The sequence below is a fragment of the Reyranella sp. genome (assembly GCF_965249915.1).
Taxonomy (GTDB): domain Bacteria; phylum Pseudomonadota; class Alphaproteobacteria; order Reyranellales; family Reyranellaceae; genus Reyranella.
In genome coordinates, this window is sequence record NZ_OZ252257.1 from 2,843,934 (window position 1) to 2,866,537 (window position 22,604).

General features: G+C 66.6%; 22 protein-coding genes. 11 read left to right on the forward strand and 11 right to left on the reverse strand.

What is annotated here, in order from left to right; translation table 11 throughout:
* Positions 1 to 51: 51 nt before the first annotated feature.
* Positions 52 to 1,581, reverse strand: a complete 1,530-nt coding sequence (locus ACP15H_RS14045) for a hypothetical protein (RefSeq protein ID WP_425066800.1) — start codon at positions 1,579 to 1,581, stop codon at positions 52 to 54.
* A gap of 90 nt (positions 1,582 to 1,671) precedes the next feature.
* Between ACP15H_RS14045 and ACP15H_RS14050 the strand changes: the two genes are divergently transcribed.
* Both ACP15H_RS14050 and ACP15H_RS14055 read left to right on the forward strand, forming a co-directional pair.
* Positions 1,672 to 2,736, forward strand: coding sequence for an LLM class flavin-dependent oxidoreductase (locus tag ACP15H_RS14050; protein ID WP_425066801.1), 1,065 nt, complete (start codon positions 1,672 to 1,674; stop codon positions 2,734 to 2,736).
* Positions 2,737 to 2,740: 4 nt separating this feature from the next.
* Entirely contained in the window at positions 2,741 to 3,265 is a 525-nt protein-coding gene (locus tag ACP15H_RS14055; RefSeq protein WP_425066802.1) for a DUF4269 domain-containing protein, read from the forward strand.
* Here the strand turns inward: ACP15H_RS14055 and ACP15H_RS14060 are convergent.
* From ACP15H_RS14060 to ACP15H_RS14070, 3 genes are read right to left on the reverse strand one after another with little or no spacing between them, the layout of a single operon-like run.
* Positions 3,258 to 3,704, reverse strand: coding sequence for a DUF3617 domain-containing protein (locus tag ACP15H_RS14060; protein ID WP_425066803.1), 447 nt, complete (start codon positions 3,702 to 3,704; stop codon positions 3,258 to 3,260). The genes ACP15H_RS14055 and ACP15H_RS14060 overlap by 8 nt on opposite strands.
* A 58-nt stretch (positions 3,705 to 3,762) precedes the next feature.
* Positions 3,763 to 4,137 (reverse strand): hypothetical protein, encoded by a 375-nt coding sequence (locus ACP15H_RS14065; RefSeq protein ID WP_425066804.1) that lies wholly within the window; start codon positions 4,135 to 4,137, stop codon positions 3,763 to 3,765.
* Positions 4,138 to 4,194: 57 nt separating this feature from the next.
* Positions 4,195 to 4,749: a hypothetical protein gene (locus ACP15H_RS14070; protein ID WP_425066805.1), complete on the reverse strand. Its 555-nt coding sequence runs from the start codon at positions 4,747 to 4,749 to the stop codon at positions 4,195 to 4,197.
* Positions 4,750 to 4,783: 34 nt separating this feature from the next.
* Between ACP15H_RS14070 and ACP15H_RS14075 the strand changes: the two genes are divergently transcribed.
* The 4 genes from ACP15H_RS14075 to ACP15H_RS14090 are packed head-to-tail and all read left to right on the forward strand — an operon-like array spanning position 4,784 to position 8,596.
* Positions 4,784 to 5,719 (forward strand): hypothetical protein, encoded by a 936-nt coding sequence (locus ACP15H_RS14075; RefSeq protein ID WP_425066806.1) that lies wholly within the window; start codon positions 4,784 to 4,786, stop codon positions 5,717 to 5,719.
* 48 nt (positions 5,720 to 5,767) lie between these two features.
* On the forward strand, positions 5,768 to 6,736 hold the full coding sequence (locus tag ACP15H_RS14080; protein ID WP_425066807.1) for a TRAP transporter substrate-binding protein: 969 nt from the start codon (positions 5,768 to 5,770) through the stop codon (positions 6,734 to 6,736).
* A gap of 7 nt (positions 6,737 to 6,743) precedes the next feature.
* Positions 6,744 to 7,286, forward strand: coding sequence for a TRAP transporter small permease (locus ACP15H_RS14085; RefSeq protein ID WP_425066808.1), 543 nt, complete (start codon positions 6,744 to 6,746; stop codon positions 7,284 to 7,286).
* A gap of 2 nt (positions 7,287 to 7,288) precedes the next feature.
* Positions 7,289 to 8,596 carry a TRAP transporter large permease gene (locus tag ACP15H_RS14090; protein ID WP_425066809.1) on the forward strand — a complete coding sequence of 436 codons (1,308 nt, stop codon included), beginning with the start codon at positions 7,289 to 7,291 and terminating at the stop codon, positions 8,594 to 8,596.
* On the opposite strand, the gene ACP15H_RS14095 is transcribed toward ACP15H_RS14090, so the two are convergent.
* From ACP15H_RS14095 to ACP15H_RS14105, 3 genes are read right to left on the reverse strand one after another with little or no spacing between them, the layout of a single operon-like run.
* Entirely contained in the window at positions 8,562 to 9,260 is a 699-nt protein-coding gene (locus ACP15H_RS14095; protein WP_425066810.1) for an aspartate/glutamate racemase family protein, read from the reverse strand. The genes ACP15H_RS14090 and ACP15H_RS14095 overlap by 35 nt on opposite strands.
* Positions 9,253 to 10,839 (reverse strand): FAD-dependent oxidoreductase, encoded by a 1,587-nt coding sequence (locus tag ACP15H_RS14100; protein WP_425066811.1) that lies wholly within the window; start codon positions 10,837 to 10,839, stop codon positions 9,253 to 9,255. The genes ACP15H_RS14095 and ACP15H_RS14100 overlap by 8 nt, the downstream gene beginning before the upstream one ends.
* Before the next feature lie 13 nt (positions 10,840 to 10,852).
* Complete coding sequence (locus ACP15H_RS14105; RefSeq protein ID WP_425066812.1) at positions 10,853 to 12,244, reverse strand: amidase; 1,392 nt, start codon at positions 12,242 to 12,244, stop codon at positions 10,853 to 10,855.
* A 118-nt stretch (positions 12,245 to 12,362) separates the two neighbouring features.
* Here ACP15H_RS14105 and ACP15H_RS14110 point away from each other — a divergent pair, with 118 nt between their 5' ends.
* The 3 genes from ACP15H_RS14110 (at position 12,363) to ACP15H_RS14120 (ending at position 14,732) form a co-directional block, all read left to right on the forward strand.
* Positions 12,363 to 12,632 (forward strand): CNNM domain-containing protein, encoded by a 270-nt coding sequence (locus ACP15H_RS14110; RefSeq protein WP_425066813.1) that lies wholly within the window; start codon positions 12,363 to 12,365, stop codon positions 12,630 to 12,632.
* Positions 12,625 to 13,263 (forward strand): DUF2268 domain-containing putative Zn-dependent protease, encoded by a 639-nt coding sequence (locus ACP15H_RS14115; RefSeq protein ID WP_425066814.1) that lies wholly within the window; start codon positions 12,625 to 12,627, stop codon positions 13,261 to 13,263. The genes ACP15H_RS14110 and ACP15H_RS14115 overlap by 8 nt, the downstream gene beginning before the upstream one ends.
* A gap of 161 nt (positions 13,264 to 13,424) precedes the next feature.
* Positions 13,425 to 14,732 (forward strand): hemolysin family protein, encoded by a 1,308-nt coding sequence (locus tag ACP15H_RS14120; RefSeq protein ID WP_425066815.1) that lies wholly within the window; start codon positions 13,425 to 13,427, stop codon positions 14,730 to 14,732.
* A gap of 56 nt (positions 14,733 to 14,788) precedes the next feature.
* Here the strand turns inward: ACP15H_RS14120 and ACP15H_RS14125 are convergent, their stop codons facing one another.
* Complete coding sequence (locus ACP15H_RS14125; protein WP_425066816.1) at positions 14,789 to 17,074, reverse strand: tetratricopeptide repeat protein; 2,286 nt, start codon at positions 17,072 to 17,074, stop codon at positions 14,789 to 14,791.
* 231 nt (positions 17,075 to 17,305) lie between these two features.
* Here ACP15H_RS14125 and ACP15H_RS14130 point away from each other — a divergent pair, with 231 nt between their 5' ends.
* Positions 17,306 to 18,199, forward strand: a complete 894-nt coding sequence (locus ACP15H_RS14130; RefSeq protein ID WP_425066817.1) for a hypothetical protein — start codon at positions 17,306 to 17,308, stop codon at positions 18,197 to 18,199.
* Positions 18,200 to 18,203: 4 nt separating this feature from the next.
* Here the strand turns inward: ACP15H_RS14130 and ACP15H_RS14135 are convergent, their stop codons facing one another.
* A complete protein-coding gene (locus ACP15H_RS14135) occupies positions 18,204 to 19,268 on the reverse strand; it encodes an AbrB family transcriptional regulator (protein WP_425066818.1) in 1,065 nt (354 codons plus the stop codon).
* 151 nt (positions 19,269 to 19,419) lie between these two features.
* Positions 19,420 to 20,181, reverse strand: coding sequence for a competence/damage-inducible protein A (locus tag ACP15H_RS14140; RefSeq protein ID WP_425066819.1), 762 nt, complete (start codon positions 20,179 to 20,181; stop codon positions 19,420 to 19,422).
* Between the two features lie 113 nt (positions 20,182 to 20,294).
* Between ACP15H_RS14140 and map the strand changes: the two genes are divergently transcribed.
* Positions 20,295 to 21,167 (forward strand): type I methionyl aminopeptidase, encoded by an 873-nt coding sequence (gene map, locus ACP15H_RS14145; RefSeq protein WP_425066820.1) that lies wholly within the window; start codon positions 20,295 to 20,297, stop codon positions 21,165 to 21,167.
* 17 nt (positions 21,168 to 21,184) lie between these two features.
* On the opposite strand, the gene ACP15H_RS14150 is transcribed toward map, so the two are convergent.
* Positions 21,185 to 22,600 carry a serine hydrolase domain-containing protein gene (locus ACP15H_RS14150; protein WP_425066821.1) on the reverse strand — a complete coding sequence of 472 codons (1,416 nt, stop codon included), beginning with the start codon at positions 22,598 to 22,600 and terminating at the stop codon, positions 21,185 to 21,187.
* Positions 22,601 to 22,604: the final 4 nt, after the last annotated feature.

A 22,604-nucleotide genomic window follows, 5' to 3' on the forward strand; every position in this document is an offset into this window, starting at 1 on the left:
ACTCAGGCTAGGATTATCTCTTTGAGACTGCAAGCTTTCCAACGCGCAGCCTCAGCCCGCCTTCCCTTTGCAATCAAAAGTGACCACGCGCGGCTTGTAGGGAGCGGGAGGCGGCACGACAGGGAAAGTCTTCTTGGGCCAGGTGCCGTCGGCCAGATGTCGGTCGATCACCGGCACGAGAAGCTGCAGCATGATCCAGGCGCGCAGGCGCACCCCTTCCGGCGTGCCGTGGATTGCATCGATGAACAGGTCCGGATCGGAGGGCATCAGCCGGGCGACATCCAGGAAGTCGATCCGGTGTTCCCGCGCATACTTCTCCAGCACGCGGTTCTGGAACGCCGCCAGACGTGCCAGGTCCCGGTAACGGAAAGGCGCATAGCCGTAGTTGAGATACTCCAGGATGAACTTGTGGCGCACCGGATCGAGCACCATGCCGTCCTCGACCAGCCACTTGAACGAGGCGAGCGCCATCTCCCCGCCCACGGCCTGTGTCGTCGCCTCGATACGGCCGAGATCGGCCAGGATTTCCGGCAGCGTGACCGGAAGGTCCTTGCGCGCGAGGTCGGGATCCTTCTCATCGACGCCGGTCGGCCAGACCAGCGTGTAATCGGGCTTCGGCCATTCGCGACCGTCGGCCCCCGGCGCCCTGCCACCGGCGGCCGAGGGGCTTGCGTCGCGAGGCGCGGCGTATTCGGCAATCAGATTCTGCAGGCGCTTGGCCAGTGCGGAGCTGTAGCTCAGATCCTCGAGGATGCGTGCGAACAAGCCCGATGCGGGCGCACTCGCGACCGGCAGTCTGGCGGGGCGCGGCGGAAGCTGGGGGACGAGCGGCTCGAGATAGAACTGGTTGGCGCCCTCGTAATAAACGACCAGATCCGGCGCGAGTGGCGCCACCTCATTGCGCACGATGGCGGCAATGTCGGGCGAGCCGATGCTCTCGCGCCCGGCATTCAGCACCTCGAAGCGAAGGTCGAGCCTCTTCGCGGCAGTCCATCGATTGAGCCAGTAGCCGACATGCTCGGGGTAGGAATAGGGAAAGTGGTGCGAGGCCACCGTCGTCGATGCGCCCACGAAGACGATGCGGATCGTCTTCGGCTGACGCGCGAGGGGAACGGGACCGCCGCGAAACCCGTAGGCGTTGGTCACCAGCCCGATCGGCGTCGTTGTGTCAGGCAGGAAACGATAGCGCGGCCACGGGCTGCCATCCGGCGGGTCGAAGACGTAGATCTGCCCCGGCGCGTCCTTGAGATAGCGATGCGCGCAGGGATCGGGACCGACGAAGACGCTGTTCCACGCCTTGAACATGTCGGCTCGCCGTGTGCCGTCGGTCACGCCGCTCGCCTCGACCCGACGCACGAGCTCGAGCGCGTCGGACGAGACCGTATGGCGGTTCGGCAGCGGCGCCGGATTCTCGCCGAACCAGGCGGGCTGCACCCCCTCCGCCAGGGGAATCCCGCCGAGGTGCTTCAGCGCGGCACTCGGCGCCTCGGCGTCGAGCCAGCGGACCATTCCCTCGGCTGCTGCTGTACAGAGCACGATGGAGATCAGAACGAGCAGTGTGTTTTTCAGTATCGTCGGCACTGTCCGATTTTTTTAGTACGTCTCGCGAGACGGCGCCATACGAGCCAGACCGACATGCTATAGACGCACGGAGACGACGCGGAGTGTAGAATGCAGTTCGGCTGGCTTACCCTTGCAATGTCACCCTCGCCCGACGAAGACGCGACCCGCATCGACGACATTGTGGCGCAGGCCTGCGAGGCGGAGCGGCTGGGCTTTTCCGACGTCTGGCTGACCGAGCATTACTTCACCGGCGAGAGCGTGTACTGCGACTCGCTGATGTTCGCGGCGGCGCTGGCGATGAAGACCAGCAAGGTGCGGCTGGGCTTCGCCGTGGTGCAGACACCCTTCCATCATCCGGTGCGCCTCGCCGTCCAGCTCGCGCTGCTCGACAATCTCAGCAAGGGCCGCATCGACGTCGGCATCGGCAAGGGCACCGCCTACAACGAGTATGAATTCGTCGGCCACGGGCTGCGCAGCACCGACAGCCGCGAGCGCATGGAAGAGACGGTCGACATCCTGCAGCGCGCCTGGACGGAGTCGCCGCTCGACTACGAGGGCCGCTTCCACACGCTGCACGTGCCGGCGATCCGGCCGAAGCCGGTGCAGCAGCCGGGCCCGCCCTTGTGGCGCAGCGTCATCTCACCGGGCTCGTTTCGGGAATGCGGCCGGCTCGGCATGCCGATTCTGACCGCGCGCCTTCCCGTCGAACGCATCAAGGAACGCTGGGCGACCTACGCCGCCGGAATCGACGAAGGCGGACACGATGCCGCGACCAAGGCGCGGCTGCTGGCCCAGAGCGCGCTCTGGCGCAACGTCTATGTCGCGGAGTCGGATGCCGAGGCAGAGGATGCGCTGGCCGCGTTGCTGGTCGAGACGCGCGCCCACATGATGCATGTGCGCGAGGCGCACAATCCCGCCGACTTCGAGCCCGAGCCCGCGACGCTCAACGCCTGGACCGATCCCAAGGTGCCGGACTCCGAAGCCGTGCCGTTCCTGCTGCGCACCGGCTGCCTCTACGGCTCCGTCCAACGGGTGCGTGACCAGGTCGCCGAGCTGCGCGACGTCGGGGTGCAGCATCTGCTCTGCCAGACCGGGTTCGGCGCGATGAGCCACGCCCAGAACCTCGCCTCGATGCGCCGCTTCGGCGAGCAGGTTATGCCGGCTTTCGCCTGAGCGGATGCCGCGCCCGCACTACCTCGCGGTCCTCGACCGGTCGGGCCTCCTCACCGCTCTAGCGCGTTTCGATCCGCATGTGGCCGGCACGCCGCCGCTGGGTCTCGATCTGCCCGCAAGCGACATCGACGTGATCTGCCAGGCGACCGACGCCGAGGCCTTCGCGAGGACGCTCTGGGACTTCGCCAGCGCCTTCGACGGCTTCGCCATCCATCAGTGGAAGAGCGACGGCCGGCCCGTCGTCGCGTCATTCCACCTCGACGGATGGCCGGTCGAGGTGTTCGGCGATCCGCGGCCGGTCGCCCGGCAACCGGGCTGGCGGCATTTCGAGATCGAGCGCCGGCTTCTCGGTTTGGGCGGTGACGGGCTGCGCGCTGCCGTGATGCGGCGCCGTCGTGATGGCCTGAAGACCGAGCCCGCCTTCGCCCGCGTGCTCGGCCTCGAGGGAGATCCCTATACCGCCCTGCTGACGCTCGACGAGATGCCTGACCCGGACATCGTCCGGATGCTGAAAAGCCGCCTTACTTAGGGCAATCGCCGAGACGCTTGCCGCTCAGTTGGCTCTTGCCCTTCACGGTCGTGCCGGACTTGTCGGCCGCCTCGAGCTGGCCAACTCCCTGGTAGCTCGTCGGGGTGTAGGTAATGTCGGCCTTCGCCGTCACGCCGGGCATCTGGTCGTTCGGCGGGCAGGTCAGTGTGGCGGCGAGAACGCCGGCCTTCTTGGCGCCCGGCTCGTACTTGCAACCATGTTGCTTGATTTCGTCCGGTGTCGGGAACAGCAGACGCTCGAGCTGCGCATCCTCCGCCGTGAGGCAGACCTTCTTCGACGAGGGCGGCATCGGCTGCACGCCCTCCATCGTGGTCGTCTCGGTCGTCTCCCATTCGCCGGCCTGGATGGCCGTCTGCGCTCCGGCGGCAACGGCAATCATCGAAACGGCAACAGCGGCCGGCAGCAAGAACAACCTCATAAAGACTCCTGATAGCGCCTGAGCCGCTACCATAGCCCATATTGGCTCGTTGCGCCGCCTACTTCGGAAGCCTCTCGATCCAGTGCCGTGCCGGCGCAATATCGGAAAACACTCGCATGGGTCGGTCGGCCGCGGCCAGCATGCCCAGCACGCGGGAAGCCTGCTCGAATTGCTCCGACGATAGGACGAGCGCAAGAGGTCCCGGCCTGTCGCCTGTCGCATGCCGCGCGCGGAGCCGCACACCGATCCCCAGCAGCTCCTCTTCGGTCAAACCACTGTTGCCTCGACTGCCGTCGTACAGCTTGCGGTAAGACATCGTGCCGGCGCCGTTCATCGCCGCGATGTATTCCTCGAGCTCCGGGCCGGTGACATCGCCTTCGGCGGTCACGATCACGAGCCTTTCCTTGGAGTCGACGGTCCAGTGCAGCGGCATGGCTCAAGCTTTTGCCAGTCCGGAGCCCGGAGCACCAGACGGCATCGCCCAGTATCGTCAGATAAGATCGGGCCACTTCGAAACGACGGCCGTAGCGATTTCATCGACCTCGGCCGACATTCCGCGTTCGCCCGCGAAGGCTTGGCTCCGGGAGCTGGCCGGCAGCAGGGGCATGCGCACGCTTCGCGGGTCAAGGGCCATCAGGCAGGAGGTGACATACTCGTCGTCGGCAAGGCGGTCGCCGGCCCGCACCACCAGCCCGTCCGCGAGAACCTGCGGTGTCCCAAGCGGTGACGGCGAGATTTCGAGCACCACGATGCGTCGCGCACCAAGCGCCCTCAGCCCGTCCAGACGGTCGCCGAGGACCCGTTCCAGCATCTCCGGCCGCGAGAAGGAGTCTGCATCGATGACGGGGGCCAGCACGACGGGCAACCGCTGCAACAGCGCCTGACCGAGCGCACGGGCGATCAAGGCTGCCGTCTTGAGCGGCAGATGAGGCGCCGGGGTGCCGGCCAAAACGACGGGAACGAGGACGACGGCATTGCCGTCCAATCGGGAAGCGACTTCCTGTCGGGTGAGATCGTCGAGCCAGACGCCAGGCAGAGTGTTCATCGGCCACAGGCTAGCACGTGCTACGGTGGCTTCAATGAATCCGCTCGTATCGGTCCTGCAGCGCATGGGGCGCCGCGCCACGACGCTACTGCCCTTCTCGCTGCTGCTGGGGCTGCTGTTCCAGGACGTCGCCGCGGCGGCGCGGCCGCTGCTGCTGCCGCTGGTGGTGCTGCTGCTGATGCTGGCGCTGGCCCGCATGGACTGGGGCCGCCTCTCGGCACTCCTGCGCCGGCCGGGGCTCGCGCTGCTGCTGGCGGTCCTCAACCTGATTGCGGTTCCGCTCGTCGTGTGGCCGATCTGGCAGGGGTTGGGCCTGTGGCCGAGCCTCGTCACCGCGCTCTGCCTCAGCGCCATGGCGCCTGGCATCATCTCGGCCGCGACCACCGCCACCTTCCTGCGGCTCGACGCCTCGCTGGCCCTGCTGCTGTCGCTGTTCACCAACTTCCTGGCGCCCTTCACCCTGCCGCCGCTGGCGCTTTGGCTGCTGGGCTTCGACCTCAAGATCGGCTTATTCGACCTTAGTCTGAGGCTGGCGATGATCGTGGCCATCGCACTGGTCGGCGCGCTCATCATCCGTCGCTGGCTGGGTACGCGCATCGTCGAGGCTGGCACGACTCTTGATGGCGTGTCGGTACTGGTGCTGATGGTCTTCGCCATCCCGCTGATGGATGGCGTGGTCGCCCGTGCCGCGGCCGAGCCGGTGAAGCTTGCGGGCTTCATCGCCGGCTCATTCGGAGGAATGCTTCTTTGCAATCTGGTGATGGCGATCGCGACCCTGCCGTTCCTCGACCGGCGCAGTGCCCTCACCGTGGGCTACTGCTCAGGCGGTCGGCACAACGCGCTCCTGATGGCAGTCCTGCCGGCAACGGCCGATCCCGACATCTTCCTGTTCATCGCCGCGGTGCAGTTCCCGATCTACATCATTCCGACCTTGCTGCAGCCGCTCTACCGTCGCTTGCTGGCCCGATGAGGCCGTTGTAACGATCCGCCCGACAGGGACCTTGGGAGACTTGAATCCATGAAGCGCAGACTTCTTCTCGCATCGGCTGCGATGCTGCTCGCGACACCGGCATTCGCCCAGACCAAGTGGGATATGCCGACGGGCTATCCCGCCACCAACTACCATACCGAGAACATCCAGACCTTCGCAGATGATGTGAAGAAGGCGACCGACGGCAAGCTCACCATCCAGGTCCATTCCAACGCCTCGCTGTTCAAGGTGCCGGAGATCAAGCGTGCGGTTCAGTCGGGCCAGGCGCAGATCGGCGAGCTGCTGATGTCGAACCTCGAGAACGAGAACGCGCTGTTCGGCGCCGATGTCGTGCCGTTCCTCGCCTCCTCCTATCCCGAGGCGATGAAGCTGTGGAAGGCGCAGAAGCCGCTGCTCGAGAAGAAACTCGAGGCGCAGGGCATGATGCTGCTGTTTGCCGTGCCCTGGCCGCCGCAGGGCCTCTACACGAAGAAGGACGTGAACTCGGCCGCCGATCTCAAGGGTCTGAAGTTCCGTGCCTACAATGTCGGCACGACGCGCCTGGCCGAGCTGGCCGGCATGGTGCCCGTCACCATCCAGGCCGCCGACCTGCCGCAGGCACTGGCGACCGGCGTCGCCAACGCGTTCATCTCCTCGGGGTCGACCGGCTACGACAGCAAGGTCTGGGAATCGCTCGACCATTTCTACGACACCAAGGCCTGGCTGCCGAAGAACATGATCTTCGTGAACAAGGAGGCCTTCGGCAAGCTCGACAAGGCCCAGCAGGACGCCCTGCTCAAGGCGGCCGCCGAGGCCGAGCTGCGCGGCTGGAAGCTCTGCGAGGAGAAGACGAACTGGTACACTGACCAGCTCAAGGCCAAGGGCATGAAGACGCTGGAGCCCTCGCCGCAGCTGATGAGCGACCTCAAGAAGTTCGGCGATCAGCTGACCAAGGACTGGCTGGCCAAGGCCGGCGCCGAGGGCCAGCAGCTGGTCGACGCCTACAAGAAGCAGTGAGCGATCCTTGCGCCGTTTTATCGACATTCTCTACTGGGTCTGCGGCGCTCTCGCCGGGCTGATGCTGATCGCCATCTGCGTCGTCATGATGCTGATGTCGATCGGCCGCGAGTTCGGCATCAACCTGAAGGGCGGCGACGAGATCTCCGGATGGCTCTGCGCCGCTATGTGCTTCCTGGGCCTGGCGCATACGTTCAAGCAGGGCGACCTGATCCGCGTCACCCTGCTGGTCGACCGCTTCGAGGGCTCGCGGCGGCGGCTCGTCGAACTGGTGGCGCTGTTCACCGGCGGCACGTTTCTGGCACTGTTCGCCTGGTTCCTGTCCAAGATGGTCTACGATTCCTGGCGCTTCAACGAGTTCGCCCAGGGGGTGATCGCGATCCCGATCTGGATCCCGCAATCGGCGCTCGCCGTCGGCGTGGTCCTGCTGCTGGTCGCCTTCGTCGACGAGTTCGTGCGCGTGCTGATGGGCAACAAGCCCTGCTACATGCGCGATCCGCCCAAGACGGCGGACGAAATCATCGAGCGCGCCGCCGAGAGCGGAGTCTGACGATGGACCTGCTGGAGATGGGCCTTCTGCTGCTGGGCGTGCTCGCCCTGCTGCTGGGCGCGGGCGTGTGGATCGCCATGTCGCTGATGGCCTGCGGCTGGGTCTCGCTGCTGCTGGCCGGCAAGATGACGGCGGGCCAGATCCTCGCCACCACCACCTGGGGCGGCGCCAATTCGTGGACGCTGGCCGCTCTGCCGCTCTTCATCTGGATGGGCGAGATCCTGTTCCGTACGAAACTCTCGGAGGAGATGTTCCGCGGCCTCGCGCCCTGGGTCGGCTGGCTGCCCGGCCGGCTGATGCACGTGAACGTGCTGGGGTGCGGTATCTTCGGCTCGGTCTCGGGCTCGTCGGCCGCGACCTGCGCCACCATTGCCAAGATCGCGCTGCCCGAGCTGAAGAAGCGCGGCTATGACGAGGAGATGAGCTTGGGCTCGCTGGCCGGCGCCGGGACCCTCGGCATCCTGATCCCGCCCTCGATCACCATGGTCGTCTATGCCGTGGCCGCCGAGGTCTCGATCATCCAGGTCTTTCTCGCGGGCTTTATTCCCGGCCTGATCGTGATGGCGCTCTACTCGGGTTACATCATCTGGTGGTCGCTCCGGAATCCCGACAAGACGCCGCCCGACGACCTGAAGCACCTCACCTTCCGCGAGCGGCTGAAGGAATCGGCCAACCTCATCCCCTGCACCCTGCTGATCCTGCTGGTCTTCGCCTCGCTGATCTTCGGCTGGGCGACGGCGACGGAGTGCGCGGCCTGGGGCGTCATGGGCTCGCTGGCCATCTCGATCTGGTCGCGCATGCTCACCTGGAAATCGTTCTGGGACAGCGTCATGGGCACGGTGCGCCTCACCTGCATGATCATGCTGATCCTGGCAGGCGCTTCGTTCATGGCCGTGGCGATGGGCTATACCGGCGTGCCGCTGGCGCTCGCGGCCTGGGTGAACAGCCTGGGCCTCAGCCCCTTCATGCTGATCGCCGTGCTCACGGTCATGTACATCGTGCTCGGCACCGCGCTCGACGGCATCTCGATGATCCTGCTCACCACCTCGATCGTGCTGCCGATGATCAAGGCCGCCGGCTTCGACCTCGTGTGGTTCGGCATCTTCATGGTGCTGGTGATCGAGATGGCGGAAGTCTCGCCGCCGGTCGGCTTCAACCTGTTCGTGCTGCAGGCCATGAGCGGCAAGGACAGCATGTACGTGGCCAAGGCCTCGCTGCCCTTCTTCTTCCTGCTGGTCGCGGCCGTCGCCATCATCACGATCTGGCCGTGGTCGGTCATGGTCCTTCCGAAGCTGGCCTTCCCAGGCTGACGTAGAAGTCCTTCAGCAGATCGAGCACGTCGAGCACCGGCAGGCCCAGCGCCTTCTCCAGTGCCGGCTTGTAGGGCGGCAGGTTGGTGCATTCGAGCACCACCGTGTCCACCTCGGGATGCCGGGCCACAAGGTCACGCCCCGCCGCCACCACTTCGCGCTCGACCGCTTCGCGATCGAGCGTCAACCCGTTGCGCAGAAACGTGCCCGCAAACGAACTGTCCTCGGGCAATCCGACGACCGGCGTATCGCCGGATGCGCCGACCGCCGCAAAATGCGCCGGCGTCAGGTTCTTCGCCGAAGCGGTGATCACCCCGGCCTTGCGTCCTGCCAGCTTGCGAATGTGCAGCAGCGCCGAGGTCGCCACCGGCACCGGGGACACCTTCGCAAGGTCGTCCTGATAGAGCGCGAGAAACCCGCAGCTCGTCCCCAGCCCGACCGCGCCCTCCGCCGCCAGCGCCTCGGCATTCGCCTTCAACGCCGCCAGCACGCGCGGCGTATCGGGATGCGCCGCCACCGCATCGGCAGACCCGATGCCTTCCATGCGCCGGAAGATCACCGGGAAGTCGTAGGACGCCGCATTGCCGACATCGCCGACGATCCGCGGAAACCGCGTGTCGAGCATCAGAATGCCCAGCGGACCACGGGGCGGCCGATCAGACATTGCGCTTCGTGATCGCGCGGCCAGCGACGTAGCCGAAGGTGAGGCAGGGCCCGATCGTCGTGCCGGCGCCGACCGACTTGGTGCCGATCGGACTCGCCATCGCGATCCCGGCGCAGTAGAGCCCGCCGATCACGCTGCGGTCGGGCCGCAGCACGCGACAGTACCGGTCGGTGCGCGGGCCACCCTTGGTGCCGAGGCTCACATAGAGGAAGGGCGCGGCGTAGAACGGCCCCTGCTCGACCGTGCCGAGCGCGCGGTTCTTGGTATAGAAGCGCTCCCACACCGTCTCGCCGCGATGGAAATCGCGATCGGTGCCTTCCTTAGACCAGCCGTTGAAGCGGTCGACGGTGGCGCGCAGCGCCGCGGGATCGAGGCCGATCTGGCCGGCCAGCGCCTCGATCGTGTCGGCCTTGCGAATGAACCCCTTCTCCTTCGAGCCGAAGTGCATCGAGAGCGTCATCGCCTTGGCGTAACGCACGTCGAAGATCCGCCAGGCCGGAAGGTGAAGGTGACGGCCGTCGGGGCCGCGCTCGTCGATGGCGACACCCAGCGCCGGACTGCCTTCGCTGACGAAGCGCTTTGCGTCGCGGTTCACCAGGATCACATGCGGGGCGTAGGTCTCGAGCAGCGGCTGGGCGTGGCGGCGGCCTTCGTAGGTCGTGAAGGTCGCAGGCGAAATCAGTGCCTGGTCCATGTGCGCGAGCTCGGCACCGACCTCGGCCGCCATCACCTGACCGTCGCCGGTGTTGGTGTCGGGCGCGCCGGTGAGGTCGACGCCGGGGAAGTACCTGGCCATGAGGTCGCGGTTCCAGTCGAAGCCGCCGGTCGCCAGCACGACACCGCGCGTGGCCCGGATCGTGCGCCGCTCGCCGCCGACCGTGGCCTCGACGCCTGCCACCGCATCGCCGTCCATTACCAGCCGATGGACCGGTGCTTCGAGTTCGATGTGGCACCCCTTGTCGAGACAGCCCCGCACCAGTCCGATCACCAGCGCGTTGCCCGCCCCGACCCGCGCCGTCAGCAGTCGCCAGAGCAGGGTCGGCGCCATGCCCAGCGCCCCGCGCACCGGGTTCTTGAGGACGCCGTCGACCAGCTCGCGATAGGTGAAGAGCTGCGTCTTCACCGACGCCCGCACCCGGTTCCACCACCGCCCGAGAAGGAATTTGCTGAGTGGCGTGGTCGAGACCATGCGGCCGAACGGCCTGCCGCCCGGCAAATCGGCATAGGGGTCGGGATGGTTGACCAGTTCGAAGCGCAGCGGCGTCTCGTCTTCCAGGAAGCGCAGCATCGGCGCCGATTGCTCGGCAAGCACCTGCCAGAGCTCCTGCTCGCTCTCCTCCCAGCCGGGAGGCGCCGCGCCCTTGATGTAGCGCATCGTCTCCTCGGGCGAGTCCTCGATGCCGGCCGCCCTCATGTGATGGTTGCACGGCACCCAGGTGCCCGCGCCCGACATCGCCGTCGTGCCGCCGAGCCAGCGGGACTTCTCGAGCACGATCACGCGGGCGCCATCGTGCGCGGCCGCAAGTGCCGCCGACAGGCCGGCAGCGCCCGAGCCCACCACGATGACGTCGTACTCCATCAGGGCGTGCGCCTTATTTCGGCGGCTCGGGCCACTTCTTCTGCTCGCCGCGCACCGTCTCGAACCAGCGCGACAGGCGCAGCACGCCGGAATCGTCGAAGCGGCGTCCCGAGATCTGGAGGCCGATCGGCTTGCCTTCCTTCGTGTAGGCGCAGTTGATCGAGGCGGCCGGCTGTTCGCTCATGTTGTAGGGCATGGTGAAGCCGATATGGTCCATCGCCCGGTTCACGTCGTTGGAGGGCATTTCCCATTCGGCCGGGAAGGTGGGGACCGGCGAGGTCGGCGACAGCACGTAGTCGAACGGCTGCGTCGCCTTCACGGTGGCGGCGCGGATGGCCATGTAGTTGTTCACGCCGCGGATCACCATCGGCCCCGAAACATCGGCGCCGGCGCGGCACCAGTCGGCGATGAAGGGCAGCACCTTCGCCTGGCGTGCATGGCTCAGCGCCGAGAAATCGACCCAGCTCCGCACCCGCCAGAAGATATCCTGGAGGTCGAGCATGGCGGGGGTCATGAACGGCGCGACGGGTTCGACGTGCGCACCGGCCGCCGCGAAGAGCTTCGCCGCCGCCTCGATCGCTGCCTTGGTTTCCGGCTCGACCGGCATGCCGCAGCCCGCGTCCAGGTGCAGGCCGATTCTGAGGCCCTTCGGTTCGAGCGGCCCGGCGCTCCAGTCGATGGCGGCCGACGGCAGGTTCATGTGGTCGCGCCAATCGGGCTTGGAAAGTTCGGCCATCAGCAGGCAGGAGTCCGCGACGCTGCGCGTCATCGGCCCGATGGCACGGCCGAAGAAGGGCGGGTCGACCGGGACGCGGCCGAGGCTGGGCTTCAGGGTGAAGATGCCGTTCCAGCTCGCCGGCAGGCGGACCGAGCCGCCGATGTCGGTGCCGAGATGCAGCGGGCCGTATCCCGCCGCCGCCGCCGCGCCCGCACCGGCGCTGGAGCCGCCGGGATTCCAGGCGAGGTTCCACGGGTTTCGCGTCAGCGGATGAAAGGAGCTGCGGCCGGAGGACAGCATGCCGTAGTCGGGCATCGTGGTCTTGGAGAGGATGACCGCCCCCGCCTCGCGCACGCGCGCCGAGGCGGGCGCGTCGGCGGCGGCTGGCACCAGCTCGGTCGCCGCCGTGCCGAGCGGCATCGGCACGCCCTTGGTCGCGATGTTCTCCTTGATGGTGATGGGAACGCCATCGAGCGCGCCCTGCGGCGCCCCCTTCTGCCAGCGCGCCTCGGAAGCCTTCGCAGCCTTGCGCGCACCCTCGAAATCGGGGGCATAGAGCGCCTTCAGCTTGGGCTCCCAAGCCTCGATGCGGGCGATCACGGCGTCGGTGGCCTCGACGGGGGACAGCGACTTGGATTTGTAGGCGGCGAGCAGCTCGCCGGCGGTCATGTCATGCAAAGCGGTCATGGAACGAACGTACACGATTTCGAATGAGGGGTTTGGGGGCGATTTCCCGCACGCGCCCTTGCAAGAGCCGCGCCCGTCCCGCCTTCGTTCCGACCCGAAACGCAGTTTGACTGAAGCGATGGTCTATATCGAGTTGCTGATCGCCCTCGTCCTCATCAACGGTGTCCTCGCAATGTCGGAACTGGCGGTCGTCTCGGCGCGCCGGGGCCGGCTGAAGGCCATGGCCGAGGGCGGCTCGCGCGGCGCGACCGGGGCGCTGCGACTGGCCGACGATCCGGGCGGCTTGGCGCACTCCAGCTCTCGGACTGGAAAGACGGTAGGATATGCCCCGTCGGTTGTAGAAGTAATGTACGCTACGCTAGTGTCGCGCCAGGGAATACATGCATAACTGGAAACTGCATTGGCTTGAGGCGGCAGGCGATTTTGCCGATGTGCGGTCGCGAATCACCACCGAAGTCGAGACGACATATCTGCTGGTATCGAAACTGATCGACCCACCGAAAGTCGACATACTGATCCAGTGGGGCGATTGGGTGATTCCCGAAATCGGAATGGTCGGGAATGCCTACCGCAAGGATTTGTTTTCCCTGACGTTCGATCGTGGCAATCCCAACTTCCGGGCGAGTCTGGCGAACGAGGTCCTGCGCCGGCAAATCGCCCATGAGGTTCATCACTGCGCGCGCTACGAAAATCCCGGCTATGGTAGCAGTCTCAGGGAAGCCATCGTGAGCGAAGGACTCGCCGGTCTTTTCGTGAAGGAAATCTTCGGCAATCCCCCTGAACCCTGGGAGTGCGCCGTAACGCCTGACGTTGCAGCCAGTTTTTTCAACGAAGCCGTTCACGCGGAATCCTATGACCATGCCGCGTGGTTCTATGGTCGAAGCAAGAACTACCCACGATCTCTTGGATATACGCTGGGTTACCTGGCCGCCGTCCGCTGGCGGGAGACCGAACCTGCCGCGAATGGCGCCAGGCTGATCACGGTTCCTGCCGTCGATGTTTTGGCCGTCTGGCAGTAAAGAATTCTGCGCGGCGACTGTACCCGTTTCGCCAACCTGTCTCCTCCGCGGTTCGAAACCCCGTTTTATCCTTAAGAGCGCTTTGTCCCGGAGGCCTGTGAGCTCCAACAAGCTGTACCAAGCGCCTTCGTTCCGTCCCTAAGCGCAGATAGACTGAACCGATGGTCTATATCGAGCTGCTGATCGCCCTCGTCCTTATCCTCATCAACGGTGTCCTCGCAATGTCGGAACTGGCGGTCGTCTCGGCGCGCCGGGGCCGGCTGAAGGCCATGGCCGAGGGCGGGTCGCGCGGCGCGACCGCGGCGCTCCGCCTGGCCGACGATCCGGGCCGCTTCCTCTCGACCGTGCAGATCGGCATCACTCTCGTCGGCATTCTCGCCGGTGCCTTTTCCGGGGCCACGCTCGGCGCGCGCCTCACGACGGTGCTCGTCGACACCGGCATGCCGCTGCGCTTCGCCGAACCGCTGGCCTATGGCGGCGTGGTCGCGCTCATCACCTATCTGTCGCTGATCGTGGGCGAGCTGGTGCCCAAGCAGATCGCGCTGCGCAACGCCGAGGCCGTCGCCGCGGCGGTGGCGCCGGGCATGGCGATGCTGGCGCGCATATCCGCACCGCTCGTCTGGCTGCTCGACATCTCGGGCAAGGCGGTCCTGCGCCTGCTGGGCGGACGGCAGAGCGCCGACGCCGCCGTGACGGCCGAGGAGATCAAGGCGCTGATCGCCGACGGCGAATCCTCGGGCGTCATCGAGCCGCGGGAGCGCGGCATGATCAGCGCCGTCATGCGCCTGGGAGACCGACCCGCCCGGGCCATCATGACGCCGCGGCACGAGCTCGACCTCGTCGACCTGTCGCTCGCCCCGCAGGCCCTGCTCCAGGCCGTTCAATCCAGCGTTCACTCCCGGCTGGTCGCCTGGGACCCGGCCGTGAACCACGCCGCCGGCGTCGTGCGCAAGAACGACCTGCTCGACGCCTTCATCCGCGACGGCGCCGCAGATCCGCGCGCCCTCGTCAGGCCGGCGCCCATCGTGCCGGATACGATGGACGGGTTCGACGTGCTCGACACGCTGAAGAATTCGCCCGCGCACATGGTGCTGGTGCAGGACGAGTATGGCGAGCTGCTGGGCATCGTCACCACCGCCGACATTCTCGAAGCGATCGTCGGCGCCTTCCAGACCGACGAAGGCCCGGCCGAACCCGAGGCCAAGGAGCGCGACGACGGGTCGTGGCTGGTGGCAGGCAGCATGCCGGCCGATGAACTCACCGAGCTGCTGGGCATCACCACCAAGCGCACCGCCGACTTCCACACCGCAGCCGGCATGGTGCTGGCCGCCATGCGCCGCCTGCCCAAGGAAGGCGACACGGTCACCATCGGCGGCTGGCGCTTCGAGGTCCTCGACATGGACGGCCGCCGCATCGACAAGCTGCTGGCAACCCGCGCCAAGACGGTGCACCGGGCGGCGAATACCTGACCGACGGGGGAGCCCTCTCCCGGAAATCTCGGATATTCGTGAAAGCCCGAATGAGTCTAGCGCGCCCTCTTCTGAGTCCAGAACTGATACATGCCGGCGAACGTGTCCGGGTTCTCGTCTTCGAAGACTTGCCACCGTGCAAGGTCGGTCGCGGCGCAATCGTCCGGAAATCGTGACCGATAGGCGTGCAGAACATCGGGCGCGATCTCGAATCCGATGAGCGTGAGATCGTTTTCGCGGAGAAACAGCTCGATTTCCGCGAGGGTGAGGCACTTCTCCTGAACGTGGAAGAGAAGGTCGCGGCACCCGCTGATGCTGAACATGTCCGATGACACTGAATGCGCCGATCGGCCGCCTCCGTCCATATCCATCAGTTCCTGGCGACAGCGCCGTATCTCGCCGGCGGTCGAGCCGTAACCTCGCCCGGCGACGTACTCGCGCAGCCGCGCCACGTTTCGCCGAGCGCTCACGCTGTAGAGGCCGAGCAGCATGAACCCGCCCTGTTTTAGCAGAGACAGCAGCGTGCGCCATCCGGTCCAGGGGTCCTCGAGATGATGCAGCACACCGCTCGCCTCGATCACATCGAAGCGGCGATCGAATGCGCCCAGCTTCAGCAAATCGGCCTGGGCAAATTCGATCGATGAAAGCCCGCGTTCGCGCGCCTTGCGCGCGGCATAGGCCAGGCTGTTGCGGCTGAGATCGACGGCCAGCACGCGTGCCTTGTTGAACTGCTGCGCAGTCCTGATCGGATGCTGGCCGGTGCCACAGCCTGCCACCAGTATCTCCGTCCTGCCAGCAGCCGGAGCGGGAGCAAAGGCTGCCAGCGGGAATGTCTGGCGCAGATAGGACTCGATGCAATCGGCCCCCTTCGCGCACGGAAGCTTCACCCAACGCGGATACGGGTTCTCTTCGTACTGGCTCTGAACGGCCAACGAGACGCTGTCGTCGATGTCGGTGAGCCGGCGAAGAGCGGCGGCGAGTCGACGTTCCTCTGCCGGTTCATGGAGCTGCTGAGTAAGAAGCGATCCGATATGGTCGGGCCACGGCCTCTCCAGCAACCTGGGCCATTGCTTGACGGTCTGGAGTGGAAAGTAGGTCGCGACCGCCAACAGCCAAGACGCCGGCACCGACGCGCCTGTATCCAAAGCCGCCGACAATGACTCGCGCAACGCTTCAGCGGCTCGGAGCTCATCGTCAGAAACGGCGAAGACGTACTCGTTGATGAAGCACTGCCGGGCAAGCGCACTATGGAAGGCGATTCCTTCGGGTGTTGGGGCAGCATCGCCGGCGACATCGAGCAGCACCCGCCGCGCCATCGTCAGGAAACGCTCCATATCGATATCGCCGATCGGAGCGGCATCGAGCAGGGCGATCAGCAGCTGATCGGCCGTTACGGCCGCCAGGCCCCGGTGTCCGAACAGGAGCTTCCCAGGCAACGGTTGCGGCCATGCCTGCACGGCGCGCCTGACGCATCCGGCGATTTCGGGATCGAGCCTGATGAGGCTTATGCAGACCCGCGCGAGCTGATCCGGTCGCCCCCACGCCTCCGACAAGGCTCGCATCATGAGGAACCGCAACCCGCCGTCAGCCCCCACGTCGCGCACGCGGCTAAGGCAAGCGACCAGCAGCGCTTTGGCATCGTCGGACTCCCGGGTCCCGAGCGAACGCCTTACCGCGTGCAAGGCCGCCGCCGGCTCGCCCCGGGCGAGCTGCGCCGCTGCAAGGTTATTGAGGGCCATGGCGAAGTTGGGGTCGATCTCGAGCGTGCGCTCGTAGCTCGCTATCGCTTCGTCGACGCGGCCTTGGCCGTACAGAGCGACACCGAGATTGTTGTGCGCCTCGGAAAGGTTGGGTTGCAGGGCGATCGTCCTGCGGTAGCAGTCTATTGCCTCGTCTGGTCTCCCGAGGCTCTCAAGGACGTTCCCGAGGTTGACCTGGGGTTCGAGATAGGTCGGCGCGAGGTCCAGCGCCTTGCGGTAGCTCGCAGCCGCGTCTTCCAGTTTGGAGAGGTTGATGAACGCGTTGCCGAGATTGCACAGCGCCTCGGGGTAGTCAGGTTGGACCGCGAGAGCCTGGTCGATCAGCTCTATGGCGAGATCGGAGCGTCCCGCCTGAAAGGTAGCGACGCCAAGCAGATGCAGGCTGTCGGCGTGGCGGGGGGCGATGGCAAGGACCTGGCGATAATGCCGCTCCGCTTCAACCAGCCGTCCCGCCTGATGGTGCCGGACCGCTGCGGCAAAAATCCTCGCGATGTTCGAAGCAGACATCTGGCTCGACACCGGTTGCGGCGACAAGTGCTTGCCACCGCCTATGCGTTGCCTGCGACTCATCTGGCTTGGCATGCGCCTCCACCTAGATCGATCCTGGACTTTGACAACTCCAGGCAGTGGAGTCGAGGGGACAACTTCCGGCGGTACGCGCTGGCCGCGGGTTCGCGCTAAGATCGTAGCCCGACCGAGAGCCTCCGGCTTGGGGCGACGGTGCCATGACGCGCGGTCCGCCCCGTGCCTGGACACATGACATCAATCGTCGTTCGCTCGACGTTCGTGCGATCTCGATGCAAATTACTGCGCATGACCTTCTCGACTGTTGGCGCCTTAGTCTCTGCCGTCTTCTTCGTTGTTGCCGGCGTCGCCCACGCCGCCGACTGCGATGGCCGCGTCAGCCTGCCGTGGGACACGGCGGGGCCGGGTTACTCTGCTGACGCCATCGTGCGCGGGCCGGATTGCGCGAATGCGGTCGTGTTGTTCGTCTCGCGGCGTCCGGGAGGCGAACCGAAGTTCGACGACGCACCGGACAAGGTCCTGCCGGGCAATGCCCCGATTTCGCTCGAGATCGTTCCCGTTGCGAAGGTTCCCGCCCTGGCAAAGGTCGACGACGGTGCAGCGATGACGAAGGCGCTGCCCGGCGCGCTCGGCGCGTGGTTGCGGGCGCAGGCGATGCCGCAGAAGCCGACCAATCGCGGAGCCCTGATCGCGGCAGGGCCGACGAAAGGCGACTGCAGCGTGTCGGACACGGTGCCGTGGACCGCGGCGGGGCGCGGCTATGTCATCGACGTCTTCTCCGATGGCACCGACTGCCTCAATGCCGCGACCGCGCTGGTAATCCGGGCGCCGGACGGCCGCCCCCTCTACAGCGCCGCGACACCGGGCTTCATCGTGCAGATTTACCAGTCCGCTCTCGAGACGCGGGCGGACATGAAGCGGGCACTGAGCGGCATCGAAGCGATGACGCAGGACACGACCGCGAAACTGCCGGAATGGCCGGAGGGCCTGACCGACCGCGAGATCACCCAGGGCGACTTCACGACGACCGTCGCCGAGCCCTTCGACCGAACCTCCTGGAACGCGCTGCGCCAAGCGGAGCGGCCGATGCTGGCGGTCGACCCCGGCATCGAATCCGTGAGCCTCGTGGTTCTGATGACGGATGGCCGGGTCGTCGAGGTCGGACGCAGCCGGCAGAACTGAAGCGTCAGCTCTTTCCCAGGCCACCGATCCGGTCGGCGATGACCTTGGTGATGTAAGGCGCGGCGAACAGTACGACGAGCAGGCGGACCGTCTGCATGGCCATAACGAAGGACACGTCGACGTCGGTCGAGGCCGCGATGATGGCGATGGAGTCGGCACCGCCGGGGCTGGTGGCGAGGTAGGCAGTGAGCGGGTCGATTCCGGCGGCGAACACCATGAAGGCCGCGACCGCGCCGCACATCGCCAGCATGACGAAGATGCACAGCAGGATGCCGGGCAGCTGGCGCAGCACGTGGACCAGCAGCGCGCGCGTGAAGCGCAGGCCGACGTTCCAGCCGACCAGCGCATAGCAGCCCGCGAGCAGCCAGGTCGGCAGTTCGAGCCGCAGCCAGCCCATATGCGTGAGCACGATGCCGCCGACCAGCGGCACCAGGAAAGCGCCTGCCGGAATGCTGAGCCGGCGCGCCAGCCAGGAGCCCACGCCGGCCAGCGCCAGGGTCTCGAGCAACGGCACCCAGGCGACCTCGGGGAACCAGACGATCGCGTCCGGCGCGTGCTGGGAGGCACCGCCGAAGTAACGCGCCACCCCGGCCGCGACGGCGGCCACCATGACGACGCGCAGATACTGCATGAAGGCCACCATGCGCATGTCCGCGCCATAGGCTTCGGCCATGTAGGTCATCACCGAGGCGGCGCCCGGGCTCACGCCCCACAGCGCCGTGGTGCCGGGCAGCATCTGCCAGCGCGTCATCTGCCAGCCCACCCAGGTGCTGGCGGCGACGACCGAGACGACGCCGACCGTGAACAGCGCCCAGTGCCCGACGATGTCGCCCACGATCGTGAGCGGGACCATCCTGGCGATCATGCTGCCGACGATGCCCTGCGCGACCGCGAAGACCGGCACGGGATAGGTCACCTTGCCGCCCCACGAGGCGAAAGCGACCCCGGCGAGTAATGGCCCCAGCATCAGCGCGGCCGGCGCGTGCAGCCACAGCATCAACGCCGTCACCGGTACGGTGAGGGCGATCAGCGCAGACCATGAGGTGAGGTGCCGGCCGACGCCTTTCATGCGCCGGGCCGTGATTGGGACCCAAGCGAAAGGTCCTCCGCTGCGCTCAGGATGACAGGTTGGTCGGCGGCGGCGCACGGCGCCATGGCCCACGACGATGTCAGCCCGAGCGCAGCGAAGGACCCTTGCCTTGCTCGTCCGGTCAGTTGCGTCAGGTCAGAAATTCCTCGGCCTCGCCGTTCATGCCGCGGAGGGTCGACATCAGTTCGGCCACCGCTTCGACGAGCCTTGCATCATCCGTGCCGCGCAGGACGAGCGAGACGCTGGGCTTGCCGTTACGGAAGGCCGGATAGGATCCGATGTCGATATCCTCGAAACGCTTCTGCAGCGCGCCCAGCGGCTCGGCGATAATACCTTCGGCCAGGTCGGTCCGCACGGTGCGTGAGAGGACGGGCGTGCCGCCGACCAGCCGGTGCTTCATCGACTGAAACATCGCCTCGGCAACCTTGGGGATGCCGGCGAAGGTGAAGACGTTCTCCATCTGGAAGCCGGGCGCCACGGACACGGGGTTATCGACCAGCACGCCGCCATGCGGGACCCGCGCCATGCGCCGCCGCGCCGGCGTGAACAGGGCCGGGTCGCCGTAGTGCCGGGTCATGCGGGCCACCGCCTCGGGATGCTCGGAAATGCCCACGCCGAACGCCTTGGCGATGCAGTCGGCGGTGATGTCGTCATGGGTCGGGCCGATGCCGCCGGTGGTGAACACGTAGTCGAACTTGGCGCGCACCTCGTTCAGGGTCGCCACCACGGTCGCCTCGACGTCGGGAATAACCCGGGCCTCCATGACCCGGACGCCGAGTTTGCCCAGTTCGGTGGCAAGATACTGGATGTTGGAATCGCGGGTGCGGCCGCTCAGGATCTCGTTGCCGATCACGAGGATGCAGGCGGTGACGATTTTTGCCGGGTCTGACATGAGTTACGCCTGCTGATTTTCGTTTGGTTTCAGCAACCTAGCGGACGCGGGCCGATGGGCCAAGCCGCGGTCCCGCCCTTGTTACCGCCGGTATCGCATGCCAAATAAGGCGGATGACCAATTCACGCGAAATCGTCGACGACAGCGCCGACTATTGGCGCCGCGACGAGCGCACCATCAAGCTGCACGGACCCGAAGGGTTCACCGGCATGCGCAAGGCCGGCCGTCTGGCGGCCGAGACCCTCGACTTCATCACGCCCTACGTCCAGCCGGGCGTCACGACGGAAGAGCTCGACCGGCTCTGCCACGAGTTCATCCTGGATCACAAGGCGATCCCGGCCCCGCTGAACTATCGCGGCTTCCCGAAGTCGATCTGCACCTCGATCAACCACGTCGTCTGCCACGGTATCCCGTCCGACAAGCGGCTGCAGAACGGCGACATCGTCAACATCGACGTCACCGTCATCCTCGACGGCTGGTACGGCGACACCAGCCGCATGTATTACGCCGGCGATGTCGGCGTGAAGGCCCGTCGCCTGTGCGACGTCACCTACGAGGCGATGATGCGCGGCATTGCCGCGGCCAAGCCCGGCGGCCATGTTGGCGACATCGGCTTCGCCATCCAGTCCTATGTCGAGGCGCAGCGCTTCTCGGTGGTGCGCGACTTCTCGGGCCACGGTCTCGGCCGCATCTTCCACGACGCGCCGAACATCCTGCACTACGGCAAGAAGGGCACCGGCCCGGTGCTGAAGCCCGGCATGTTCTTCACCGTCGAGCCGATGGTAAATGCCGGGACCTGGCAGGTGAAGGTGCTGAGCGATGGCTGGACCGCGGTGACCCGCGACAAGCAGCTCTCCGCCCAGTTCGAGCATTCGGTCGGCATCACCGAAACCGGCGTCGAGTTCTTCACGCTCTCGCCCAAGGAATTGGCCAAGCCGCCGTACGATCTGGCCGAAACGAAGCCCTTGCAGGCGACGCCGGCATAGTCAGATCCGCTGCGGCGTCAGCCGCCAGCCACCGACAGGACCAGCTTCTGGATCCCTGAATCCGCTTCGGGCGACAGGATGACGGTCCCGTTCAGCCGGCCCTTCGCACAGGCCAGGACGAAGCGGCCGGCAAGCGCATGGATCGGCTCGATCCGTTCGAGACTCCCCTCGCCCAGACGCTGCTTCAGCGACACGAGTTCGGCGTCGCGCAGCGGTGCCGGCGTATCCAACAGGAAATTCACCGCGAACGGACGATCGCCGCCCTCGATGCGTCCCGAGGCATAGGCCGCCACGATCGCCTGTACGGCGCGCACGAGCGCGGGCGAGGGTTCCGCGACAGCGGGTGGCGGCGCGGCGGCATGCAGTCTCTCCGCGACGTCCAGCGTCAGCCGCGACATCGGCGAATACGTGCGATTGCCGAATGCGAAGATGCCCCAGCCGCGCTCCGGCAGCATCACCACGTGCGAGCCATAGCCCGGCAGGCCGCCGGCGTGATGGATGCGCATGCCGAGGAGCGCGTCGGTCGAATGGGTGAGGCCGTAGCCATAGGCGCTGGGCTGCCCGCCGCGGGCGCCCGCCGCCGTCTCGGGCGCGAACGGCGGTGCGTGCCACAGCACCATCTCGCGCACGCTCGAGCGGCGGACCGGGCCGGACTCGGGCGCATCGCGCGCCGGCCATGCACTCAACAGGAAGGACACGTAGCGCGCATAGTCAGGCACGGTGGTCGCGAGGCCGCCCATGGCGCCGACCTCGCCGTCCGGCTCGATGCGCTCGCGCGACCAGGTCTCGCCGTCGCGACGATAGCCGAAGGCATAGTCCCCAAGCGCCGCGGCGGCGGGAGCATCGAACGTCGTGTGCTCCATGCCCAGCGGCTCGAGGAAGGTGCGGCGCATGTAGGCCTGGTAGGGCTCGCCGCTCACGTTGGTCAGCACGCGCCCCAGCAGCGCATAGCCCAGGTTGCTGTACTCGAAGGCGAGGCCCGGCGGGCGGGCGAACAGATGGCCGGTGGCGATCACCGTGTCGAGCTCCGCCGGTGTCATCCCCAACACGCGGTCGCCCCACGGATCGTCGGTGACGAAGCCCGCCGTGTGCGTGAGCAGGTGGCGCACCGTGACCGGCGCGCTGTCGAGTGTGGCCGGCTTCACCGCCGCGAACTGCGGCACGTAGTGGGCCAGCGGTGCGTCGAGCTGCAGCCATCCCCGGTCGCGCAACGACAGGATCGCCAACGCCGTCATGTTCTTGGTCATCGACGCGATGCGGAAGGCGGTCCCGACCTCCACGCGCCGGCCGGCCTCGCGGTCGGCCAGGCCGACGGTCGTCGCATGGACGAGGCGCCCCTCCTGCACGACCCCCAGGGCAAGGCCCGGAATCCGTTCCTGTTCGGCGAAGACGGCACAGGCCGCGTCGATCTCGGTAAAATTCTGGACTGACATCGGT